The 17,739-nt window shown below is 38.5% G+C and carries 13 protein-coding genes; all 13 read right to left on the reverse strand.

Annotated elements, in window-relative coordinates:
- Positions 1–13: 13 nt before the first annotated feature.
- The 13 genes from P9E47_RS08670 to ilvC all read right to left on the reverse strand — a co-directional run bounded on the left by P9E47_RS08670 (position 14) and on the right by ilvC (position 17,734).
- Entirely contained in the window at positions 14–847 is an 834-nt protein-coding gene (locus P9E47_RS08670) for a cytochrome c biogenesis protein (RefSeq protein ID WP_003329296.1), read from the reverse strand.
- Positions 848–862: 15 nt separating this feature from the next.
- Complete coding sequence (gene hemA / locus P9E47_RS08675; protein WP_003329295.1) at positions 863–2,224, reverse strand: glutamyl-tRNA reductase; 1,362 nt, start codon at positions 2,222–2,224, stop codon at positions 863–865.
- A gap of 317 nt (positions 2,225–2,541) precedes the next feature.
- Positions 2,542–3,123, reverse strand: coding sequence for a ribosome biogenesis GTP-binding protein YihA/YsxC (gene yihA / locus P9E47_RS08680; protein WP_003329294.1), 582 nt, complete (start codon positions 3,121–3,123; stop codon positions 2,542–2,544).
- Complete coding sequence (gene lon / locus P9E47_RS08685; protein ID WP_035194149.1) at positions 3,120–5,444, reverse strand: endopeptidase La; 2,325 nt, start codon at positions 5,442–5,444, stop codon at positions 3,120–3,122. The genes yihA and lon overlap by 4 nt, the downstream gene beginning before the upstream one ends.
- Before the next feature lie 426 nt (positions 5,445–5,870).
- Entirely contained in the window at positions 5,871–7,559 is a 1,689-nt protein-coding gene (gene lonB / locus P9E47_RS08690; RefSeq protein WP_003329292.1) for an ATP-dependent protease LonB, read from the reverse strand.
- Positions 7,560–7,715: 156 nt separating this feature from the next.
- On the reverse strand, positions 7,716–8,996 hold the full coding sequence (gene clpX, locus P9E47_RS08695) for an ATP-dependent protease ATP-binding subunit ClpX (RefSeq protein ID WP_326163171.1): 1,281 nt from the start codon (positions 8,994–8,996) through the stop codon (positions 7,716–7,718).
- Positions 8,997–9,356: 360 nt separating this feature from the next.
- Complete coding sequence (tig, locus tag P9E47_RS08700; protein WP_326163173.1) at positions 9,357–10,643, reverse strand: trigger factor; 1,287 nt, start codon at positions 10,641–10,643, stop codon at positions 9,357–9,359.
- A 132-nt stretch (positions 10,644–10,775) separates the two neighbouring features.
- Positions 10,776–11,903 (reverse strand): tetratricopeptide repeat protein, encoded by a 1,128-nt coding sequence (locus P9E47_RS08705; RefSeq protein ID WP_326163175.1) that lies wholly within the window; start codon positions 11,901–11,903, stop codon positions 10,776–10,778.
- Between the two features lie 10 nt (positions 11,904–11,913).
- Positions 11,914–12,489, reverse strand: a complete 576-nt coding sequence (leuD, locus tag P9E47_RS08710; protein ID WP_326163176.1) for a 3-isopropylmalate dehydratase small subunit — start codon at positions 12,487–12,489, stop codon at positions 11,914–11,916.
- A gap of 22 nt (positions 12,490–12,511) precedes the next feature.
- Entirely contained in the window at positions 12,512–13,930 is a 1,419-nt protein-coding gene (gene leuC / locus P9E47_RS08715; protein WP_035194160.1) for a 3-isopropylmalate dehydratase large subunit, read from the reverse strand.
- 60 nt (positions 13,931–13,990) lie between these two features.
- Positions 13,991–15,100 (reverse strand): 3-isopropylmalate dehydrogenase, encoded by a 1,110-nt coding sequence (gene leuB, locus P9E47_RS08720; RefSeq protein ID WP_003329286.1) that lies wholly within the window; start codon positions 15,098–15,100, stop codon positions 13,991–13,993.
- A 77-nt stretch (positions 15,101–15,177) separates the two neighbouring features.
- Complete coding sequence (locus P9E47_RS08725; RefSeq protein WP_003329284.1) at positions 15,178–16,722, reverse strand: 2-isopropylmalate synthase; 1,545 nt, start codon at positions 16,720–16,722, stop codon at positions 15,178–15,180.
- Positions 16,709–17,734, reverse strand: coding sequence for a ketol-acid reductoisomerase (ilvC, locus tag P9E47_RS08730; RefSeq protein ID WP_003329283.1), 1,026 nt, complete (start codon positions 17,732–17,734; stop codon positions 16,709–16,711). The genes P9E47_RS08725 and ilvC overlap by 14 nt, the downstream gene beginning before the upstream one ends.
- Positions 17,735–17,739 lie beyond the last annotated feature (5 nt).

Genomic DNA, 17,739 nt, shown 5'->3' on the forward strand with positions numbered 1-17,739 from the left:
TTCTATATATGTATTAACCGTACCAAAAGTGGAAACGGGACAGACTCCCAAATAAAAAAAAGTTGATTAAAAGGATGAGAAAAGCAGCAAGATTCCATAAAACAATCGCTTTCCCTTGAATCCCTTTGGCAATGCGAACATATAAGTAAATACTATATGCTATTAAAACACTGAATGAACCAACAACTTTGAAATCGTACCATTTAAAATCTTCAATCGAGATATAAGCCCAGACTAACCCTAAAATTAATGATGTTAAAAGTATTGGTACCCCACCCATATTTAGAGTGTAGGAAAGTCGATCCAACTTTGTCAAATCACCTAAACGCCGCAAGCGCTGGCTCCATTTTTTTCTTTTAATCATATGATATTGAAGCATATACATCATGGAAAATATAGCTGACAGTGAAAATGCGCCATATGAAATAATTGCAATCGTAATGTGGATGATTAAAAGTTCAGAAATGAGCTGCATTGCTAAGACATCGGACTTATAATCTACAGGAGCAAATAGGTGCAGCGCCATGATGATAAAGCCTAATACATTTGTAAAAAAGACAATAAAATCAATACGAAATACTTTGTTTATGATAAGCGAAAAAGTAACTAGTACCCAGGCATAAAAATAAAGACCTTCCGTTATCGTCAATATCGGAAAACGTCCCATTTCAATCATTCGGGTAACTAAAAACATAGATTGCAAAACCCATACAATAGCAAGCAACCAGAAGGCGATTTTATTTGCCTTCCGGTTGTTCTGCAAAAAATCTATAAAGTAGCCTAAAACACTACAGGCATATAAGATGATGGTTACGTCGTATATCCAGCCAAATTGAAAGGTAGCCATACCATTGAATCCTCTCTAGACATTCTTTACTGAATATGCCCATTGCCTTTCTCGTTCGATGGGTATAACCACTTTTTCCTGCTTTCGTTGAGCATTTATTTCTTCTTGAACATCTTCTTCAATATTAAAAATCTTCATAAATAGCTTTAAGGATTCTTCTGCATTAGGCTCCGCAGCAAGTTCCTTTGCACTGTTAATCGGTTCTCGAATTAATTGATTGATGATGCTCTTTGTATGTTTATTTAACAATCTCTTTTCCCGCTCAGTTAGGTTAGGCATTTTTCTTTCAATGCTGTCCATAGTTTCAGCTTGGATGGCTAGTGCTCGTTTCCTTAGCGCTGAAATAATTGGAACCACCCCCAAAGTACCGAGCCAAGCCTGAAACTCGAGGATTTGCATTTCTATCATTTTACCAATGCACTCAGCTGCTTTCTCACGTTCAGCTAAATTGGCATCGACTACACCTTGGAGATCGTCGATATCATATAAGAAAACACTTTCAAGTTCATCAAGTAATGGATCAAGGTCACGTGGCACAGCAATATCAACCATAAATAAAGGACGACCTTTACGCTGTTTCTCAACCTTTGCCATCATTTGTTTTGTAATTACAAAATCCTTGGAACCTGTTGAGCTTATTAAAATATCAGCATCGACAAGCGCTTGACTTAACTCATCAATTGAACGAGCCTTACCACTAAACCGGTTTGCAAGCTCAACTGCTTTTTCAAATGTACGATTAATAACGGTGATATGCACTGCACCGCTACCGTGAAGGTTTTTCGCAGCCAGTTCACCCATTTTACCGGCACCAACGATAACAATGTGTTTGTTTTCAAGACTTCCGAAAATTTTCTTAGCAAGCTCTACCGCTGCGTAGCTGACTGAAACTGCATTTTCGCCGATCTCAGTTTCATTATGAGCTTTTTTCGCAAGAGTAATGGCTTGCTTAAATAACTCATTAAAAATTGTACCTGTTGTCTTTTCCTCTTGTGCAAGTAAAAAGCTATCACGGACTTGTCCTAGAATTTGAGTTTCCCCTAATACCATTGAGTCTAATCCGCATGTCACCCGAAATAGATGTTCAATCGCTTCATCATTTTCATATATAGATAAATATGGTGCAAATTCTTCAATCTCACAGTTGAACCAACTTGCCAAAAACGCCATAATATAATATCGGCCGGTATGAATTTGCTCTACCACAGCATAAATCTCAGTTCGGTTACAAGTAGAAATGATCACATCTTCAAGTACGCTTTTTTGCTCCCTAAGTTTGATGTGGGCCTCACGAACAGTAGAAGGATCAAATGTTAACTTTTCTCTAATCTCCACTGGGGCCGTTTTATAATTTAAACCGACTTTAAGAACATGCATTACTACTCCACCCCGCTATTATTGTCAAAACTACTTCATGTAGTTTCTTGTCGAAAGAATTTCAATATATAAATAATAACATAAAAATATGATTATACTTTTGATAAAATATGAACAGTATATGAAAGTCAAAAATCGACATAACTTTACTCCTACTAAACATCTTACCAAATATAATCAAGAATAATCAAGCCCATCGGACTATTTTGGGCGACCCAGTGGGACACGGGGGGCGGGTTCTCTGGCCCAACTTTGACCCCTGCAAAAAAATAGGACAAGGAGCCTCGCTCCCCGTCCCATTATTCTATTGAATAAAGTTACATATATCGCTGAATAATCGACCATGCCTCATCTTTTCCTTTTCCCGTTTCAGACGAAAAAGTGACAACCGGATCATTCGGATCAATATTCAACGTTTCTTTTATTACTTTTAAATGCTTGTCCCATTTGCCTTTCGGTATTTTATCTGCCTTTGTAGCAATAATAATAACCGGCATTTCGTAATGCTTGCAAAAATTATACATTAGTTTATCATCTTCCGTAGGTTTATGGCGGATATCCACGATTTGAATGACAGCTCGGAGATTTTCACTTGTTGTTAGATATGTTTCAATCATTTTCCCCCAAGCTTCCCGATCTTTTTTCGAAACCTTCGCAAAACCATATCCAGGAACATCGACAAAATAAAAAATATCATTAATATTATAGAAATTTAATGTTTGTGTTTTTCCTGGCTTAGAAGAAGTCCTAGCTAAATTTTTTCGGTTCAGCATTTTATTAATGAATGATGACTTGCCAACATTCGAACGACCTGCCAACGCAAAATGGGGCCATGGGTCATTTGGGTATTGTTCAGGCTTGACGGCACTGATGACAATCTCTGCTTTTGTTACTTTCATTTTCCCTCTCCTGTTAAAGCATGTTCTAACACTTCATCTAAATGTTCAACTGGTATATACATAAGATCATCTCTTACACTTTCAGGGATGTCTTCGAGGTCTTTTTCATTTTCTTTAGGGATTATAATCGTTTTTAACCCGGCACGATGGGCAGCCAATGATTTTTCCTTTAAACCACCAATAGGAAGTACTCGACCTCTAAGGGTGATTTCACCGGTCATACCGACCTCTTTTCGAACAGCTCGGCCTGTTAATGCCGAAACGAGTGCCGTTGCCATCGTTATTCCCGCAGACGGTCCATCCTTAGGAATAGCCCCCTCGGGAACGTGAATATGAATATCGTTCTTTTCATGGAATTCAGGATCAATATTTAATTCCTTCGCTCTTGAACGAATATAACTGAATGCAGCCTGGGCAGATTCCTTCATAACTTCGCCCAACTTTCCGGTTAAGGTCAATTTCCCCTTTCCAGGAACGACAGATACTTCAATCGCTAAAGTATCGCCGCCGGCAGTTGTATAGGCCAAGCCTGTTGCAGCCCCAACCTGGTCTTGAATTTCTGCCTGCCCAAAGCGGAAACGTGGTTTCCCAAGAAATTCTTCAAGGCTTTTTTCGGTAATAATAATTCTTTTTCGGTCTTCCGTTACGATAATTTTGGCTGCTTTTCTACACAAATTGGCAATTTGCCGTTCTAGACTTCTGACACCGGCCTCCCGTGTATATGTACGAATCACCTTTATTAAAGCTTCATCACGAATTTGTAATTTACCTTTCTCAAGTCCATGCGCTTTGACTTGTTTAGGTAGGAGATGATCTTTGGCAATATGAAGTTTTTCAACCTCAGTGTAGCCAGCAATTGAGATCACTTCCATACGGTCTAATAATGGACCTGGGATAGTACCAATGTTATTTGCTGTCGCAATGAACATAACTTTTGAAAGATCATAGGTTTCTTCTATATAGTGATCACTAAAGTTCGCGTTTTGCTCTGGATCCAACACCTCCAGCATTGCTGAAGACGGATCGCCGCGAAAGTCACTTGACATTTTGTCAATTTCATCAAGGAGGAACAATGGATTGATCGTTCCTGCTTTTTTCATCCCTTGAATAATTCTTCCTGGCATCGCACCTACATAGGTCCGACGATGACCGCGAATTTCCGCTTCATCACGAACACCACCAAGTGATACCCTGACGAAATTTCTTCCCAACGCTTTAGAGATAGATCGCGCTAACGACGTCTTACCAACCCCTGGAGGGCCTACTAGACATAGAATCGGACCTTTTAATGATTTGGTTAGCTTTTGAACAGCTAAATATTCTAATACACGTTCCTTAACCTTCTCAAGACCGTAATGATCTGCATCCAATACATTTTCGGCATTTTTAATATCGAGGTTATCGGTCGTTTCCTTATGCCATGGAAGTGCTAATAGCCAATCAATATAATTGCGGATAACGGAACTTTCTGCTGAACTAGCCGGTACTTTTTCAAACCGATCCACTTCTTTCAAAGCTGTTTCTTTTACCCGCTCAGGCATTTGTGCTTGCTCAATTTTATCCCTAAACGTTTCAACCTCGCCTGTTTTTCCTTCTTTATCCCCTAATTCCTTCTGAATCGCCTTCATCTGTTCACGGAGATAATATTCCTTTTGTGTACGTTCAATCGAACGTTTTACACGCTGCCCGATTTTCTTTTCTAAATTTAAAATTTCTTTTTCATTATTTATTAATACAATCATTTTTTCGAGACGTTCTTTTACATCTAATGTCTCTAAAATGTCTTGTTTTTCCTTTATTTTTAAGGATAAATGAGAGGAAATAATATCTGCCATTCTCCCCGGTCCTTCTATATCAGCAACAGATGCGTATGTTTCAGCAGTTATTTTTTTTGAAAGTTTTATGTATTGTTCGAATTGGCTAAGTAAAGTCCTCATTAGCGCACGTTCTTCTGAATTTGCTTCCTCGGACTCTACGATTTGTTCAATCTGTACTAAAAATGTATCTTCATCATCAATATACTGTAAAATCCTTGCTCTGCTTATTCCTTCAACAAGTACGCGAATCGTTCCATTCGGAAGCTTAAGCATTTGTTTTACTTTTGAAAGGGTTCCCACTTCAAAAATATCTTCTTCCGACGGGTCATTAACACCTACTTCTTTTTGTGTGGCAAGACAAATTAAATGTTCATCTACCATAGCCTTTTCAAGTGCCTGTACTGACTTTTCTCGTCCGACATCCAAATGAAGTACCATCGTTGGATATACAAGTAAACCACGCAACGGAAGGAGGGGGACGATCATCTCTTTATTATTCGTCATATCCTAAGTTACCTCCATATATCAAATGCGCCTTGGCATATTTGCGCCCATTTTACTAAATAAAGTTATGCCTTTTAACAATTCTATCTTATTTAAATAACTCTTGTCTATTGATATGTTAGTGATTATAGGTAAAAGTAAATTAGAAAAACATGATATTTGCCCATAATGGCAAATATCGATGTATTTTCTTATACTATAATCCATAAAAAATTATATTTTATATAGTACAAAAATGTCATGGGGCGCCAAAGAAGAGTCAATAATAACGACACCTTTTGGCAACCCCTTTTTACACATATCAAATTCGCCTTGGCGTATTTGCGCCCAGCGGATATTTTCGAGCTGACATGCTCGAAAAACTACCTCTAAAAATCTGAGGCATCCGCCGAAGGCTATAACTTTATTCAGTTTAGCTGAATAAAGTTATACTGATGCTGGTGGAAGATTTGGGTCTGAACTGGAAGCAGGAATAGCTTCGTTGTACTGCTCTTCCTCACCTTCGTAGAAGTGTGGAAATACATTTGAAAATACTTCATTCAAATGGACAACAGGAATAACTTCTATTCCATCAATTTCATCAAGAATGGTTTGATAATTTTCTTTCGGGATAAATACTTTTTTTGCCCCTGCTTTTTGAGCAGCCCTTACCTTGGCCACAACTCCTCCAACTGGCTTCACATTTCCATGGACACTTATTTCGCCGGTAAACGCTACAGTATTATCAACCGTTAGCTTGTGTATAGCAGAAAAAATCGCGGTTGCCATTGCAACTCCTGCAGAAGGTCCGTCTACAGGAACGCCCCCAGGGAAATTTACATGGATATCATAATCTGACGCTTTCACACCCATAGAACGCAATACAGTCACAACATTTTCAATTGATCCCTTCGCCATGCTCTTACGTCGAATGGATTTCCCTTGATTTCCGATGCTTTCTTCTTCGACAATTCCTGTTATATTGATAGATCCCTTTTCTAGGGCCGGAATGACGGATACTTCAATTTCTAGCAATGCTCCCATATTAGGTCCGAAAACAGCCAGACCATTCACGAGCCCCACTTTTGGCTCCTCATGAATTTTCTTTTCGTAACGAGGTGATAACTGGCTTGAATGGACGACCCATTCGATTTCCCTTTCAGAAATATCCTGTTTGTTTTCAGATATGGCTAGCCCTGCTGCAATTTGCATTAAATTAACGGCTTCTCGACCATTTTTCGTATATCTTGAAACGATTTCAATACCGTTTTCTGATACTTCCATTTTTATTTTATTGGCAGCATTTTTTGCAACCTTTGCAATTTCTTCAGGGTCCAGTTCACGGAAAAATACTTCCATGCATCTTGAGCGAATGGCTGGCGGGATTTCTTCTGGTGTTCTAGTCGTTGCTCCAATCATTCTAAAGTCTGCCGGTAGCCCATTTTTAAAAATATCATGGATATGGGCTGGTATTTGCGGATTTTCCGCACTATAATAAGCGCTTTCTAAAAAGACCTTGCGATCCTCAAGTACCTTTAAGAGCTTGTTCATTTGGATAGGATGAAGCTCACCGATTTCATCAATAAATAATATTCCGCCATGCGCATTCGTAACCGCTCCTTGTTTCGGCTGCGGAATACCTGCTTGCCCCATGGCACCAGCCCCTTGATAGATCGGATCATGAACAGAACCGATAAGGGGATCGGCAATTCCTCTTTCATCAAAACGTGCAGTAGTGGCATCTAATTCAATAAAGACGGCATCTGATTTAAATGGTGTTTGTTTTTGTTTTTTGGCTTCTTCTAAAACTAAACGCGCTGCTGCTGTCTTCCCAACCCCTGGGGGGCCATAAATAATGACATGCTGCGGATTTGGACCGCAGATCGCTGCCCGTAATGCCCTGATTCCGTCTTCTTGGCCAATTACATCTTTGAATGATGTCGGTCTTACTTTTTCTGCAAGCGGTTCAGATAATGATATGGAGCGCATTTTCTGAAGCTCTTCCATTTCTTTTTTTGATTCTCTATCAATTGATACTTTTTGAGTCCTTTGATTACGTAAGAGGTTCCAGAAGTATAGTCCGATTATGATCCCAAAGAAAAGTTGAACGAACAATGCAATTGATGTCCAATCCATATTTTACCTCCTGCACTTGATGTAATATGTATTTTGTATAGATACTTAATTGCTAGTATTTCCGTGCAATGGGTTCAATAAACAACTTTTTCTTGAAAGCGCACTAAAAAAGAGGCTGTCTTATTTAGACAACCTCTTCGCATTCTTAATAATTCATTATGCAGTTTCACGTGGTGTTTCTTTTTTATTTTCGAATTCAACAACCTTGCCATTTTTCAGATGGAGACGAGCGCCTTCCTCTTCACGAACGGTTGCAGCCGTAATTGTACACTTATCGATATCATCTCTTGATGGAAGATCATACATCACATCAAGCATGATTCCTTCGATAATGGAGCGCAATCCGCGTGCTCCCGTTTTTCGTTCAATAGCACGCTTCGCAATTTCAATTAATGCTTCATCATCAAACTCAAGTTCTACATTATCCAACTCAAGCATTTTTTGATATTGCTTAATTAATGCATTTTTTGGCCTTGTCAGAATTTCAACCAATGCGTCCTCATCTAACTGCTCTAATGTCGCAATGACAGGCAAACGGCCGATAAATTCCGGAATTAGTCCAAAACGAAGCAAGTCTTCAGGCAATACTTTTGTTAAAAGCTCCTTTTGCGGAATATCTTCCTGTTTTGCATCTGTTCCAAAGCCGATGACCTTTTTGCCAAGTCGTCTTTTAATAATAGATTCGATCCCGTCAAACGCACCGCCGCAAATAAATAAAATATTCGTTGTATCGATTTGAATAAATTCCTGATGCGGATGTTTGCGTCCACCTTGTGGCGGCACGCTCGCAACAGTACCTTCTAATATTTTTAATAGCGCTTGCTGTACCCCTTCACCAGATACATCACGAGTAATCGATGGATTCTCTGATTTGCGGGCTACTTTATCAATTTCGTCAATATAAATGATACCTTTTTCTGCTTTCTCAACATCATAATCAGCTGCTTGAATTAATTTCAGCAAAATATTTTCAACATCTTCACCAACATAACCAGCTTCTGTTAAAGACGTTGCATCTGCAATGGCAAATGGTACATTTAAAATTCTCGCCAATGTTTGAGCTAGTAATGTTTTACCGCTACCTGTTGGTCCAATCATAACGATATTACTTTTAGAAAGTTCAACATCATCAATTTTACTATTTGAGTTAATACGCTTGTAATGATTATATACAGCTACAGATAATGACTTTTTAGCGGCTTCCTGACCGATAACATAGTCATTAAGGATTTCACGAATTTCCTTTGGCTTTGGCACATCTTTAAATTCAACTTCTTCTTCTGTTCCAAGCTCTTCTTCAACAATTTCTGTACATAATTCAATACACTCATCGCATATATATACACCCGGGCCAGCCACGAGCTTTCGAACTTGATCCTGCGTTTTTCCACAGAATGAGCATTTCAATTGCCCTTTTTCATCATTAAATTTAAACATATACTCACCCCTTACTTTATTTCATAACCGATCAGTCTAATTCTAAGCTGCCAACTTTTTATTTGTCTTTTCCAATTAATTATGTACTGAGATTTTATCACATATTGAAACAAAACTGGTAATAAAATACCTCAGAGAAATATGTATTGTCTTTATTATGTATATGTATCTTTCTAAAAAATTGACCAATTACTAACGCTCTTACTTTCCTCCTCTCCTTTATTTTCTCAACTTATTATACCCCGTTTAACTGGTTGGTATGAATAGTGTAAAACAAGGCACGAACATCTCGCGCCTTGTTTTTATTAATCAAATACGCCTTGGTGTATTTGCGCCCGGAGGCTTAACTTTAGTTAAATATTATGCACTAACTTTGCTATTCTCGACAAGGTAATCGATCGCTTTTTTCATTTTTAAATCTTCTGCAACGTAATTATTGCTGCCTAACATTTTCTTAACTTCTTCTGCTGGCATATTATACATTTTTCCAATATTCTCATATTCAGCTTCGATATCTGCATCGGTAACTTCAATATTTTCTGCAGCAACGATTGCTTCTAAAACTAAGTTCGTTTTTACGCGACCTTCAGCATCAGTTTTCATTTGCTCACGAAGAGCACTTTCATCTTGACCTGAGAATTGGAAGTATAACTCAAGGTTTAATCCTTGCATTTGTAAACGTTGTTCGAATTCTTTCATCATACGGTCAGTTTCTGACTTAATCATAGCTTCTGGAATGTCAACAGTTGCATTTTCAACTGCTTTACCAATCACTGCATCTTCTTTTGCATGTTTTGCTTGATGTTCTTTATCGCCTTGAAGTTTTTCTTTAAGCTTTGCTTTTAGCTCATCTAAAGTTTCAACTTCATCGTCAACATCTTTTGCAAACTCATCATCTAATTCAGGAAGCTCTTTATATTTAATTTCATGTAAGTTTACTTTAAATACGGCTGGCTTTCCTGCTAATTCAGGTGCATGGTATTCTTCAGGGAATGTAACATTTACATCCTTCTCTTCGCCAGCTTTCATTCCAACGATTTGCTCTTCAAAACCTGGAATAAATTGTCCAGAGCCTATAGTTAAGCTATAGTTATCTGCTTGACCGCCATCAAATGCTTCACCATCAACAAAGCCTTCAAAGTCGATCACAACTGTATCGCCGTTTACAACTTCGCCTTCTTCTTTCACAACTAATTCAGCATTTTTTTCTTGAAGACTTTTTAATTCAGCTTCAACATCTTCATCTGTAACAGTTGTGTCTTGTTCTTCAACTTCAAGACCTTTGTATTCGCCTAATTGTACTTCAGGCTTAACAATTACTGTTGCTGTGAAAATCATTGATTTTCCTTTTTCCATTTGTTGAACATCAATTTCTGGATAATCTACAGGCTCAATTCCAGTTTCTTCTACAGCTTTGCCGTATGCTTCTGGAAGCATTACATCTAAAGCATCTTGGTAAAGAGATTCTACACCAAAACGTTGTTCGAACATTTTGCGAGGTACTTTCCCTTTACGGAATCCTGGAACATTGACCTTATTTACAACCTTTTTAAACGCTGTGTCTAGAGCTTGGCTTACTGTTTCAGCATCTACTTCTATCGTTAAGACGCCTTGATTTCCTTCTAACTTTTCCCATTTTGCAGACATTTATATTTCCCTCCAACATATATAATTCACATTTAGTTATGTATAAAAAAGACACTATTACAACCATTACATTATACACATAGAAAAGATAACTTACAATAATTGTGTCTATTCTTTTTTTGATAACTTCTATCAATGACCTATCATTGATAGTTTTTCTACCTCCAAAATTTGCTGACAAGCCTGGTCAATCCTATTGATTTCGACATGATAAATATCCTCAATCTCTTCGTCGGAGATATCTATTCCAAACAACTGATATCCAAACTTATGGAGCGCTCCGGCCCAGACATTCAGATCTAACGGTTTAGGCTGAAACGGAAATAGTACAAATAAAAATCTTTCCCAGAGCTCTTTTACTGCATCAAATAACGTAGGATTTTCGTGAATTAAGATATCCTCCAATTTATTTAAGACTTGGATCGTAAAGGGATGCTCGAAAATTTCTATCACTTCATCAAGATCCAGTTTCATTGTCCAATCAAATTTTTGAATAACAACACTTTCATGGATTCCTTTTTCGATCATTAACTGAAGAACCATGGACTGAATGACAGGATGCGTGTGTCTATCTCCTACTACATTTTTTAGAACTTCCATTATTTCAGAGATGGTAGTTTCTTTCCTTAAATTTTGAATGGCTTGAAGCTGTTCTGAAATATTTCCATTTTCAAGAATATGTCCGAGAGCCTGGATATTTACAGCGGATTCAATTTGACTACTTGATCCATATAGGCGGTCGCTGCTTTTTCTTGAGAATTCTAGTAAATGAAAAAGCTCTCCTGCGTATTCCGGCGGGACTTTTTCCTCCTCAAACAGCGCCTCTAATATCGTTACCACCTTATCGTATTCACTTAATTGGATTAAAATAGTTATGTAAATTTGCATAACATTAAAATAATCGCCAATATCCTCTTGTAATAGACGCTCACACTTATCCTTGGCATCTTCGTATAGCCCGAGCTCCACTAGACAAACAACGATCCCTACCTGAACCTCGGGGTAGCTTTGATTGTAGGCTGTAAATTGGTTAAAAAATTGTAATGCATCTTTATAGCGTTTTTCCTTCAAAGCTTCCATACCGTTATTTAGAAGACGATCCTCTAAGTTCGGAAAAGGGATAATCTTGCTGTTGTTTCTTTGTTTCTTTTTTTCCATAATCTCGCCCCAATACTTGGGATTTGTATTGTTCATTAGTTTAGCAAGTTCTTCGACTAAATACAAGAGACTGACCATTATGATCAGTCTCACATTAATCATTGATATTCACTTATTTTGCCTCATAAGAAGCAATCGCTTCATCATATTTTAAGGTTACGTCGATTTCATCCCAGCCATTAATAAGCATTTCCTTCCAATAAGGATCAATTTCAAATGTGTATTTGTGATCCCCATCAACTATAACTTGATTTTTAAGGTCTACTGTTAATTCAAAATCAGCAGCAATAGACTTAGCTAATAAATCTTTCACGATGGACTCTTCTAAGCGAATAGGCAGCATTCCGTTTTTTAAACAGTTATTGTAAAAAATATCTGCAAACGAAGGTGCAATGACAACTTGAAAACCGTAATCATTCAATGCCCATGGTGCATGCTCTCTAGAAGAACCACAGCCAAAATTATGACCCGCAACAAGGATGGAAGCCCCTTTATTTTCCGGACGGTTTAATTCAAAGCTTTCATTTTCTGTCCCATCGTTATTATAACGCCAGTCATTGAATAAAAATTTCCCAAATCCCGTTCTTTCAATCCGTTTTAAAAACTGCTTCGGGATAATTTGGTCTGTATCTACATTTACACGGTCAAGACCTGCAACTTTTCCTGTGTGAATTACAATTGGTTCCATATTTAGAAATCCTCCCTCCGTATTATTGAACGGCTTCCTTCATGAAAGTGCGAACATCTACAAAATGGCCTGCAATCGCAGCGGCTGCAGCCATTTCCGGACTTACAAGATGTGTTCTCGAACCTTTACCTTGACGGCCTTCGAAATTTCGATTTGAAGTGGAAGCACAACGTTCCTTTTCAGGGACAATATCAGGATTCATACCTAAACACATACTGCATCCCGCTTCGCGCCAATCGAAACCGGCTTCAATGAAAATTTTATCCAAGCCTTCTTTTTCTGCTTCTAGTTTTACCTTTTGGGATCCAGGTACAACTAATGCTCGTACACCTTCTGCCACTTTTTGTCCTTTCACTACGTTAGCTGCCGCACGTAAGTCACTAATACGAGAATTCGTACAGGAACCAATAAAGACGTGTTGAATAGGAACTTCTGTCATTGGAACTCCTGGCTCTAACCCCATATACTCTAGTGCTTGGCGCACCGCTTTTTGATCTGACTCATTTTTGAAATCTTCCGGAGATGGAACAGGTGCATTTACCGGAATGCCCATAGAAGGATTGGTTCCCCATGTTACTTGCGGTTCGATATCCTCCCCCTTCATAGTGACTTCGTTGTCATAAGTTGCACCTTCATCAGTTGCTAGAGCTAACCATTCCCGTGCAGCCTTTTCAAACTCTTCACCTTGAGGAGCATATCTTCTGCCTTTTAAATAATTAATCGTTGTTTCATCAGGGCTAATTAAACCAGCTTTCGCACCAGCTTCAATTGACATGTTACATACTGTCATTCTTTCTTCCATTGTCATATTGCGAATGACTTCACCAGTATATTCGATAATATGACCTGTACCGAAATTCACACCGTATTTAGCAATAAACGCTAAGATGACGTCTTTAGCTGTCACCCCAGGTAAAAGCTTACCTGTCACTTCTACTTTTAATGTTTTCGGTTTTACTTGCCAAAGTGACTGTGTAGCCATGACATGTTCTACTTCACTAGTACCGATTCCAAATGCAAGAGCACCAAACGCACCATGTGTAGCGGTATGACTATCACCACATACGATTGTTTTCCCTGGCTGTGTTAAGCCAAGCTCCGGTCCAATTACATGAACAATTCCTTGATCAGGGCTGTTTAAATCAGCTATTTCAACACCAAATGCTTCACAGTTTTCACTTAGTGTATCAATTTGTTTTTTTGCAATTTCATCAGTAATGTTGAATTTATTTTCTGTTGGCACATTATGGTCCATTGTTGCAAAAGTTAGGTCTGGGCGTCTTAGCTTGCGGTTTTTCAGACGAAGTCCTTCAAATGCCTGTGGAGATGTTACCTCATGGACTAGGTGCAAATCAATATATAATAATGAGGGCTTTCCTTGTTCAGATACGACTTCGTGTTTTTCCCAAACTTTTTCAATGATCGTTTTTGGCGTCCCCATTTCTTTTCCTCCTCTTTATTTTTAACTTCAGTTTATATGAAGTTAAAATCGATGCCAGCCTTAAGCTTTGGCTGGCATCGGTTTTGCTTTACTAATTTCTTTTATTTCATTAATAACCTGTTCAACCATTTCGGTAGTTGAAGTTAGCTTTGTATTTTCTTCCGAAATATCTGCCGTTCTATAGCCTTTTTCCAACACTCTATTAACGGCTTCTTCGATGACATTTCCTTCTTCTATTAGATTAAAAGAGTACTTTAACATCATTGCCGTTGATAGAATCGTAGCTAACGGATTAGCCTTATTTTGGCCGGCGATATCCGGAGCAGAACCATGCGCCGGTTCATATAGGCCAGGACCATTTGCAGAAAGGCTTGCTGAAGATAACATTCCAAGCGAGCCTGTTAACATCGACGCCTCATCACTCAAAATATCTCCAAACATGTTTTCAGTAACCATAACATCGAACTGCTTAGGTGCTCTAATTAATTGCATCGCTGCGTTATCAACAAGCATATGCTCTAATTCTACTTCCGGGAAATCTTTAGCAACTTCATTTGCAATTTCACGCCAAACTCTGCTTGATTCAAGAACATTGGCTTTATCAACGGAAGTTACTTTTTTATTACGGATCATCGCTAATTCGAAAGCTTTTCGAATAATTCTTTCAATTTCCTCATTTGTATAGGAAAGCGTATCTACAACCATTCTTTGACCGTTTTCTTCTCGACGCTCCCTTGGAGAACCGAAATAGATTCCACCTGTTAATTCCCTAACTATCATTAAATCGACACCGTCGATTACTTCTTTTTTCAAGGTTGAAGCATCTGTAAGACTTGAAATAGCTTGAACTGGTCTTAGGTTCGCAAAAAGCCCGAGCTCCTTACGAATGGCTAAAAGTCCTGCCTCAGGTCGAAGCGCTGGTGTATTTTGATCCCATTTAGGTCCACCAACTGCACCAAGAAGGATTGCATCACTGTCTTTACAAAGGTCAACAGTTGCTTGAGGTAGTGGAGTCCCATCTACATCGATTGCTTCACCACCAAGTCTTCCATATTCAAATATGAATTGGTGGTTATACTCCTCAGCAACCACTTTTAATACTTCAATTGCACCTGCTACAATTTCTTTTCCGATCCCATCTCCAGGTAATACGGCTATCTTTTTTTCCAAAGGGTCTCCTCCTTTCAACACTTGGGAGGGGGGATTTTATCTTTCGATTAAATCCCCTCTAAAATTTTAATAGAGTATTATTTCACAAGATTCTGTAATTCTTCACGATATTGCTGCTGTAATAAAATACGATTTACTGCGTTGATATACGCCTTCGCAGAAGCCTCTAATACATCCTGAGCAGAACCCCTGCCGCTTGAAGTCATACCTTGGAAGTTGATTTTAACAAATACTTCAGCAAGCGCATCCCTACCACCTGTATTAGCTTGGATTCGATAATCTTCTAAATGTACCTTAGAACCAATAATTCTTTCCAAAGTATTGTAGATCGCTTCAACACTACCAGAACCTGTACATGCTTCATGTACTTCTTCATTTTCCGGAGTTGTCATAGAGATTGTGGCTGTTGTTACTTGATGTGTTACATATTGAACTTGAAGCGATTTCAAGCTGTAGAATTTCACTGAGCTACCTAGTTTTTCTTCAAATAATAATGAAAGTAAATCGTCATCAGTGATTTCTTTCTTTTTGTCTGCTAATTCTTTAAAGGCAACAAATAAATTATTAATTTCCTCTGTTGTTAAAGTATAACCTAGCTCCTCCATACGGTTACGGAAGGCATGACGTCCGGAATGCTTTCCAAGAACCATGTCATTTGAAGCAACACCAACAAGCTCTGGTGAGATAATTTCATATGTTGACTTTTCTTTTAAAATGCCGTCTTGGTGAATGCCTGATTCGTGTGCAAAAGCATTCTTACCAATTACAGCTTTATTAGGAGGAACGATCACACCTGTCAATTTACTTACAAGTGTACTAGTCTTCTTGATTTGTTGTAAATTTAGACCGGTTTTAGCTTGATAGAAATCATTGCGGATATGAAGGGCAACACCGATTTCTTCTAAAGCTGCATTTCCTGCTCTTTCACCGATCCCGTTGATTGTACATTCTACTTGGCCTGCACCATGCTCAACTGCAGATAGTGAATTAGCTACAGCCATACCTAAATCGTCATGGCAGTGGGTAGAAAGAATCGCTTTTCCGATATTAGGAACATTTTCTTTTAGGTATGTGAAAATTTGTCCGTATTCTTTTGGTGTTGTATAGCCTACTGTATCAGGAATATTAATGACTGTTGCACCTGCATCAATTACCGCTTTGACAACCTGTGCTAAGAATGGTAAATCACTGCGTGTTGCATCCTCTGCTGAGAATTGGATAATCGGGAATTTTTGGGCTGCATATTTCACAGAATCAACAGCTGTTTGCAGAACTTGTTCTGGTGTCATTTTTAACTTATATTGCATATGGATAGGTGAGGTCGCAATAAATAGATGGAGCCTTGGCTCTGCTCCGTCTTTTAGTGCCTCCCATGAAATATCAATATCTTTCATATTAGAACGGGATAAGCCAGTCACGGAACAATTTCTTATTGTATCAGCAATTTCCTTAACCGCACGAAAATCACCTTTTGAAGAAGCCGGAAACCCGGCTTCTATTATATCTACTCCTAAACGTTCAAGCTGACGTGCAACTTCCATTTTTTCGGAATGGTTTAGGTTAATCCCTGCTGACTGCTCACCATCACGAAGTGTAGTATCAAAAATATTAATTTTTCGCACTAGTGACCACTTCCCTTGGTTTTCTTGGTTTTACGAACGGCATCATTTCACGAAGCTCTTCTCCAACCTTTTCAATTAAATGCTCATTTTCAGCTCTCTTGATTGCATTATACTCTGGACGACCTAATTGGTTTTCTAGGATCCAGCCTTTTGCAAATCTACCTTTTTGAATATCTGTTAATACATCTTTCATACGGTCTTTTACGCTCGCATCAATTACACGTGGACCTGACACGAAGTCTCCCCATTCAGCAGTATCAGAAATTGAGTAGCGCATGTTAGCAAGACCGCCTTCATACATTAAGTCAACGATTAATTTTAATTCGTGTAAGCACTCGAAGTAAGCAACCTCTGGTTGGTAGCCAGCTTCAACCAATGTTTCAAAACCAGCTTTTACTAATGCTGTAGTACCACCGCAAAGAACTGCTTGCTCACCGAATAAGTCAGTTTCAGTTTCTTCTTTAAATGTAGTTTCTAGAACACCAGCGCGTGCTGCACCGATTTGTTTTGCATAAGCTAACGCAAGATCTCTTGCATCACCAGTAGCATCTTGATAGATTGCGAATAATGCTGGTACTCCTGCACCTTCAGTGTAAGTACGACGAACTAGGTGTCCTGGTCCTTTTGGTGCAACTAGGAATACGTTAACGTCTTGTGGTGGTGTGATTTGACCAAAATGAATGTTAAAACCGTGTGCAAATACTAATGATTTACCCGCTGATAAGCCAGGTTTAATTTCTTCATTATATACTTTTGGTTGATGCTCATCTGGTAAAAGAATCATAATGATGTCAGCTGCTTCAGCTGCATCTTTAACTGTTAATACTGTATGTCCGTCAGCTTTTGCTTGTTCAGCTGATTTTCCTGGGCGAATACCTACTACTACATCAACGCCGCTTTCTTTTAAGTTAAGAGCATGTGCATGACCTTGTGAGCCATAGCCAATGATTGCAACCTTTTTCCCGTTTAATACTGCTTCGTTTGCGTCTCCGTTATAATATACCTTTGCCATTTAAT

It is taken from the genome of Schinkia azotoformans (genome assembly GCF_035811335.1).
GTDB lineage: Bacteria > Bacillota > Bacilli > Bacillales > Bacillaceae_J > Schinkia > Schinkia azotoformans.

Excerpts from the sequence above, each read along its gene's own strand:
- lon (WP_035194149.1), bottom strand. The coding sequence starts at position 5,444 with ATGACGAATAATAAAGAGATGATCGTCCCCCTCCTTCCGTTGCGTGGT.
- clpX (WP_326163171.1), bottom strand. The coding sequence starts at position 8,996 with ATGTTTAAATTTAATGATGAAAAAGGGCAATTGAAATGCTCATTCTGT.
- P9E47_RS08670 (WP_003329296.1), bottom strand. The coding sequence starts at position 847 with ATGGCTACCTTTCAATTTGGCTGGATATACGACGTAACCATCATCTTA.
- P9E47_RS08705 (WP_326163175.1), bottom strand. The coding sequence starts at position 11,903 with ATGATTAATGTGAGACTGATCATAATGGTCAGTCTCTTGTATTTAGTC.
- tig (WP_326163173.1), bottom strand. The coding sequence starts at position 10,643 with ATGTCTGCAAAATGGGAAAAGTTAGAAGGAAATCAAGGCGTCTTAACG.
- ilvC (WP_003329283.1), bottom strand. The coding sequence starts at position 17,734 with ATGGCAAAGGTATATTATAACGGAGACGCAAACGAAGCAGTATTAAAC.
- hemA (WP_003329295.1), bottom strand. The coding sequence starts at position 2,224 with ATGCATGTTCTTAAAGTCGGTTTAAATTATAAAACGGCCCCAGTGGAG.
- leuD (WP_326163176.1), bottom strand. The coding sequence starts at position 12,489 with ATGGAACCAATTGTAATTCACACAGGAAAAGTTGCAGGTCTTGACCGT.
- yihA (WP_003329294.1), bottom strand. The coding sequence starts at position 3,123 with ATGAAAGTAACAAAAGCAGAGATTGTCATCAGTGCCGTCAAGCCTGAA.
- leuC (WP_035194160.1), bottom strand. The coding sequence starts at position 13,930 with ATGGGGACGCCAAAAACGATCATTGAAAAAGTTTGGGAAAAACACGAA.
- lonB (WP_003329292.1), bottom strand. The coding sequence starts at position 7,559 with ATGGATTGGACATCAATTGCATTGTTCGTTCAACTTTTCTTTGGGATC.